Consider the following 4483-nt stretch of genomic DNA (forward strand, 5'->3'; position numbering starts at 1 on the left):
GGGGGCAGGCTGGACGGAGGCGGGATGGGCCGAGGGCGCGGCGGCGCCGGTCGTCGATTGGGCGTTGGCGGCGCCCGCCAACAGGGCTCCGGCCGGCAGGGCGGACAGGAAGGTACGGCGACGCATGATGATTACTCCCCCTCATTCGAGGCGCGCATTGAGGCCGGAACAAGGGGAGGGCGCAAGCGATCGATGGGCGACGCGCAAAGAAAAAGGGCCGCCGAAGCGACCCTTTTCCCGACAATCGATACCGACCGTCTTAGGTGATGTCTTCGTTCAGGAGGCCGATCTTGTAGAAGCCGTTTTCCTGCAGCTTGTTCATGACTTCCATGAACTGGTTGTATTTCACTTCCGGCTGGGCGCGCACGAAGACGCGCTCTTCACGGCAGTCCGTCGCCACGGCTTGGGCGGCGCAGACGTCAGCCGTCAGCTTGGCGATCGTGGTTTCCGTCTCGGCGATGTAGAGCGAGCCGTTTTCCTGAATGGTGATGTAGACCGGCTCTTTCGGCTTTTCGGCGTCCGGCGCCGGCGGCGTCGCCGGCGGCAGGTCCAGCTTGATCGACACGGTCGCCATCGGCGCCGCGACCATGAAGATGATCAGCAGCACCAGCATGATGTCAACGAACGGCGTGACGTTGATGTCCGCGTTCTGTTGCGCCAGCTTGCCGCCGCCACCGCCTGAGGAAAGTTTCGCGCCCATTACGCCCTCGTCTCCATCAAGGCCCGCACCCTCCGGCGGACCACACTGAAAGTCTGGCTCGTCTCTTGGCGTCCTGAAGCAGGCTTGTAAAGCCGTCGAATGCGAGGAAATGACGCCGCAGGGGAATAAGATTGCGAATTCGGCGCAGGGCGGCCTTCTCCGCGATCAATTCAGTCCCCAGCGATCAGCGCCCTCGCCCGTCGCTTCAACCGCGAGCCAGCTTGAGGAATCGTTCGGCCAGGGCCGGGTCGTCCTTGAAGGCGCCGGTGAAGCGGGTGGTGATGGTCGAGACGTGGCGGTGATGCACGCCGCGCGTCGTCATGCACTGGTGCGCCGCATCGACCAGCACGGCCACGCCCTTGGGCTGCAGGTGCGATTCGATGGCGTCGATGATGTCGTTGGTCAGGGTCTCCTGGTTCTGGAGACGACGGGCGAAAATCTCGACCACGCGCGCCAGCTTGGAGATGCCCACCACCTTCTCGCCCGGCAGATAGGCGACGTAGGCCTTGCCCAGGAAGGGCGCCAGGTGGTGCTCGCAGTGGCTCTCGACCTCGATGTCGCGCAGGATGACCATGTCGTCATAGCCGGTCACGTCCTCGAAGGTGCGCGACAGCTCCTTGCCCGCGTCGGCGTCATAGCCGTCGAACCATTCGCCATAGGCATCGACCACGCGCTTGGGCGTGTCCAGCAGACCGGGGCGGTCGGGGTTGTCGCCGGCCCAGGCGATCAGGGTGCGCACGGCCTCCAGAGCCTGTTCGCGGCTGGGACGCTGGGGCGCCTCATTGGCGACGAGGACGGGCTTGGCGGGGGTGCTGCTCATGAAACGATCCGGCGGCGACGAGAGCGCCTGTTCAGAATACTAATTATATGGACTTGGGCGCGCGGCCCTGACTGTCTATCAGGCCGCTATATGGGACACGTCGTCCGTCCCGCAAGAAAACTCGCAAAAGACCTGACCTATGGCCCTGCACATTCATGACACCCTGCGCCGTGAAAAGCGCCTGTTCGCGCCGCGTGATCCGAACCGGGTGAGCCTCTATGTCTGCGGCCCGACGGTCTATGACTACGCCCATATCGGCAACGCCCGCCCGCCGGTCGTGTTCGACGTGCTGGTGCGCCTGCTGCGCCGGGCCTATGGCGCCGACAAGGTGGTCTACGCCCGCAACGTCACCGATGTGGACGACAAGATCAACGCCAAGGCCGCCAAGGAAGGCGTCGCCATCGGCGAGATCACCGCGCGCTATGAGGCCGCCTATCTGGCCGACATGGGCCTGCTGAACGTCTCTCCGCCGGACATCGCGCCGCACGTCACCGACTACATCGAGGCGATCACCAAGCAGATCCAGGCCATCATCGACGCGGGCTGCGCCTATGCGGCCGAGGGTCATGTGCTGTTCGACGTGTCGTCCTATCCGTCTTACGGCGCGCTGTCGGGGCGCAATCTGGACGACATGATCGCGGGCGCCCGCGTCGAGGTCGCGCCCTACAAGAAGAACCCGCACGACTTCGTGCTGTGGAAGCCGTCCAAGGCGGACGAGCCGTCCTGGCCGTCGCCGTGGGGCGAAGGGCGTCCGGGTTGGCACATCGAATGCTCGGCCATGATCGAGGAGACGCTGGGCCTGCCCATCGACATCCACGGCGGCGGCATCGACCTGGTCTTCCCGCACCATGAGAATGAGATCGCCCAGGGTGTTTGCGCCCACGGCCATGCTCATGGCGACGATGCGCACGACGAATACGCCCGCTACTGGATGCACAACGGCTTCCTGACCGTGGACGCCGAGAAGATGTCCAAGTCGATCGGCAACGTCCTGCTGCTGCACGATCTGGTGCAGGCCATGCCGGGCGAGGTGGTGCGCTGGGCCTTGTTGAGCGCCCATTACCGTCAGCCGCTGGACTGGAACCAGGCCCTGCTGGAGCAGAGCCGCAAGAACCTGGACCGCCTCTACGGCGCTCTGCACCGCGCAGCCGGGGTCGAGGCGGCGGACGTTGAGCCGCCGGTTGAGTTCATGAAATCCATCGAGGACGACCTGAACACGCCGGGCGCCATGGCGGCCCTGTTCGCCCTGTCCAGCGACATCGAGCGTGGCATGACGGCGGGCGATACGGCGGCGGTGGCGACGGCCAAGGGCCAGCTTATGGCTGCGGCTTCCATTCTGGGCGTGCTTCAGGCCGATCCGGCCGAGTGGTTCTCGGGCGTCGACGAAGGGCTGAAGGCCGAGGTCGAGGGCCTGCTGGAACAGCGCGCCGCCGCCCGCGCGGCCAAGAACTGGGCCGAGGCCGACCGCATTCGCGACCGGCTGAACGAGTTGAACGTCGTCGTCATGGACGGCCCGCAGGGCGCGACCTGGCGGATGAAGGGCTGATTCGAGGGAGCCCTCTCCCGGCGGGAGAAGGCTTGAGCGCACGAGAGCGTAGCGATCGTTCTTGCGCGAAAGGGTGAGGGGCTTGTCCCATCAGTCGGCGTAAGCCGTGGCGCGACGGCCTTCGGCCGACTTAAGCCCCGAGCCCTCACCCTTTCGCCTTAGCCAATCGCCTTCGGCTCTTGGGGGCTCAAGCCCTCTCCCAATAGGAGGGGGAGAAGCTCAGCGCGCTCGCCTAATCAGTTCTTCCGCCAGCACGTCGGTCAGGTAGCCGTCGGCCGTGCGCCCGTTGGCTTGCTGCCAGCGGCGCAGGGCGGCGCGGGTGTTGGAGCCGATGACGCCATCGACGCCTTGCGTGTCGAAGCCCATGCGGGTCAGGGCCTGCTGGGCGCCGACGCGCTGATCGCGGGTCAGGGGGCCGTCGTTGGGCCAGGAGGCCTTCAGCGCAGGCTTGCCCGAGACGCCGTCGGCGATCATGCCGATGGCCAGCGCATAGCTGACCGAGTTGTTGTAGCGGCGGATGACGTAGTGGTTGGGCAAGGCCAGGAAAGCCGGGCCCTTGGCGCCCTGCGGCAGCAGGATGGCCGCGCCCTCGGCCGCCTCGGCGCTGTTGGGCGAGGAGCCGTCGGCCAGGCGCACGCCGCGCGCGGTCCAATACGACCAGGGGTGCTTCGGCCCCTCGGCCTGGCTGTAGTCGAAGTTGGAGGGCAGGGTGACTTCATAGGCCCAGCCCTGACCGCGCTTCCAGCCCGCCTGGGCCAGCAGATTCGCCGCCGAGGCCAGGGCGTCGGCGTCCGAGCCCCAGATGTCGACCTTGCCGTCGCCGTTCTGATCCACGCCCAGACGCAGATAGTTGTCCGGCATGAACTGGGTCTGGCCCATGGCGCCGGCCCAGCTGCCCTTGAGCCCCGCGCGGTCGCGTTTGCCCGTTACGACGATGTCGAGGGCGTGCTTCAGCTGGTCCTCGGCCCAGGCGCGGCGGCGGCCGTCATAGGCCAGCGTCGCCAGCGAGCGGATGACGTCGAAATCGCCCTGAACCTGGCCGAAGGCGCTTTCCTGCGCCCAGACGCCCAGCAGGATTTCGGTCGGCACGCCGTATTTCTGGGTCACGTCCCACGGCACGCGGTCGACGCGCTGGCGCGCCATGGCGATTCGCGCCGGGGTGGTGGCGTTCTGGATGTAGACCCCAGCGGGACGCGAAAATTCGGGCTGGTTGCGGTCCAGGCGGATGATGCTGGGGTTCGGCGTCACGCTTTCCAGTTCGCGAGCGTACTCCCATTTGCGGGCGCCGCCGTGGCGCTCCAGGAAGCTCTGCTTCCAGGCGTCGAAGCTGGCGTGGTCATAGGCCTCGCTGAGGTCCGTCTGGGCGGGCGGGGGCGTGGGGGCCGGCGTGGCGGGCGCGGGCTCGACCACGGGCGGC

General features: G+C 66.8%; 4 protein-coding genes. 1 reads left to right on the forward strand and 3 read right to left on the reverse strand.

The annotated features are described in order from the left end of the window. Window positions 1–259: 259 nt before the first annotated feature. Both RT567_RS13900 and folE read right to left on the reverse strand, forming a co-directional pair. Window positions 260–700 (reverse strand): biopolymer transporter ExbD, encoded by a 441-nt coding sequence (locus RT567_RS13900; RefSeq protein ID WP_313576873.1) that lies wholly within the window; start codon window positions 698–700, stop codon window positions 260–262. Between the two features lie 205 nt (window positions 701–905). Next, window positions 906–1520, reverse strand: a complete 615-nt coding sequence (gene folE / locus RT567_RS13905; RefSeq protein ID WP_313576874.1) for a GTP cyclohydrolase I FolE — start codon at window positions 1518–1520, stop codon at window positions 906–908. Between the two features lie 139 nt (window positions 1521–1659). Here folE and cysS point away from each other — a divergent pair, with 139 nt between their 5' ends. Further along, the gene (cysS, locus tag RT567_RS13910; RefSeq protein WP_313576875.1) at window positions 1660–3066 is read left to right on the forward strand and encodes a cysteine--tRNA ligase; all 1407 of its coding nucleotides are present in this window, start codon (window positions 1660–1662) and stop codon (window positions 3064–3066) included. Window positions 3067–3285: 219 nt separating this feature from the next. On the opposite strand, the gene RT567_RS13915 is transcribed toward cysS, so the two are convergent. Continuing rightward, on the reverse strand, window positions 3286–4483 hold a 1198-nt coding region (locus RT567_RS13915; RefSeq protein ID WP_313576876.1), incomplete at its 5' end, for a lytic murein transglycosylase.

This window comes from Brevundimonas sp., from assembly GCF_032107865.1.
Lineage (GTDB): Bacteria > Pseudomonadota > Alphaproteobacteria > Caulobacterales > Caulobacteraceae > Brevundimonas.

Bases quoted from the DNA above. Each gene is read 5' to 3' on its own strand.
- RT567_RS13900 (WP_313576873.1), bottom strand. From the start codon at position 700: ATGGGCGCGAAACTTTCCTCAGGCGGTGGCGGCGGCAAGCTGGCGCAA.
- folE (WP_313576874.1), bottom strand. From the start codon at position 1,520: ATGAGCAGCACCCCCGCCAAGCCCGTCCTCGTCGCCAATGAGGCGCCC.
- cysS (WP_313576875.1), top strand. From the start codon at position 1,660: ATGGCCCTGCACATTCATGACACCCTGCGCCGTGAAAAGCGCCTGTTC.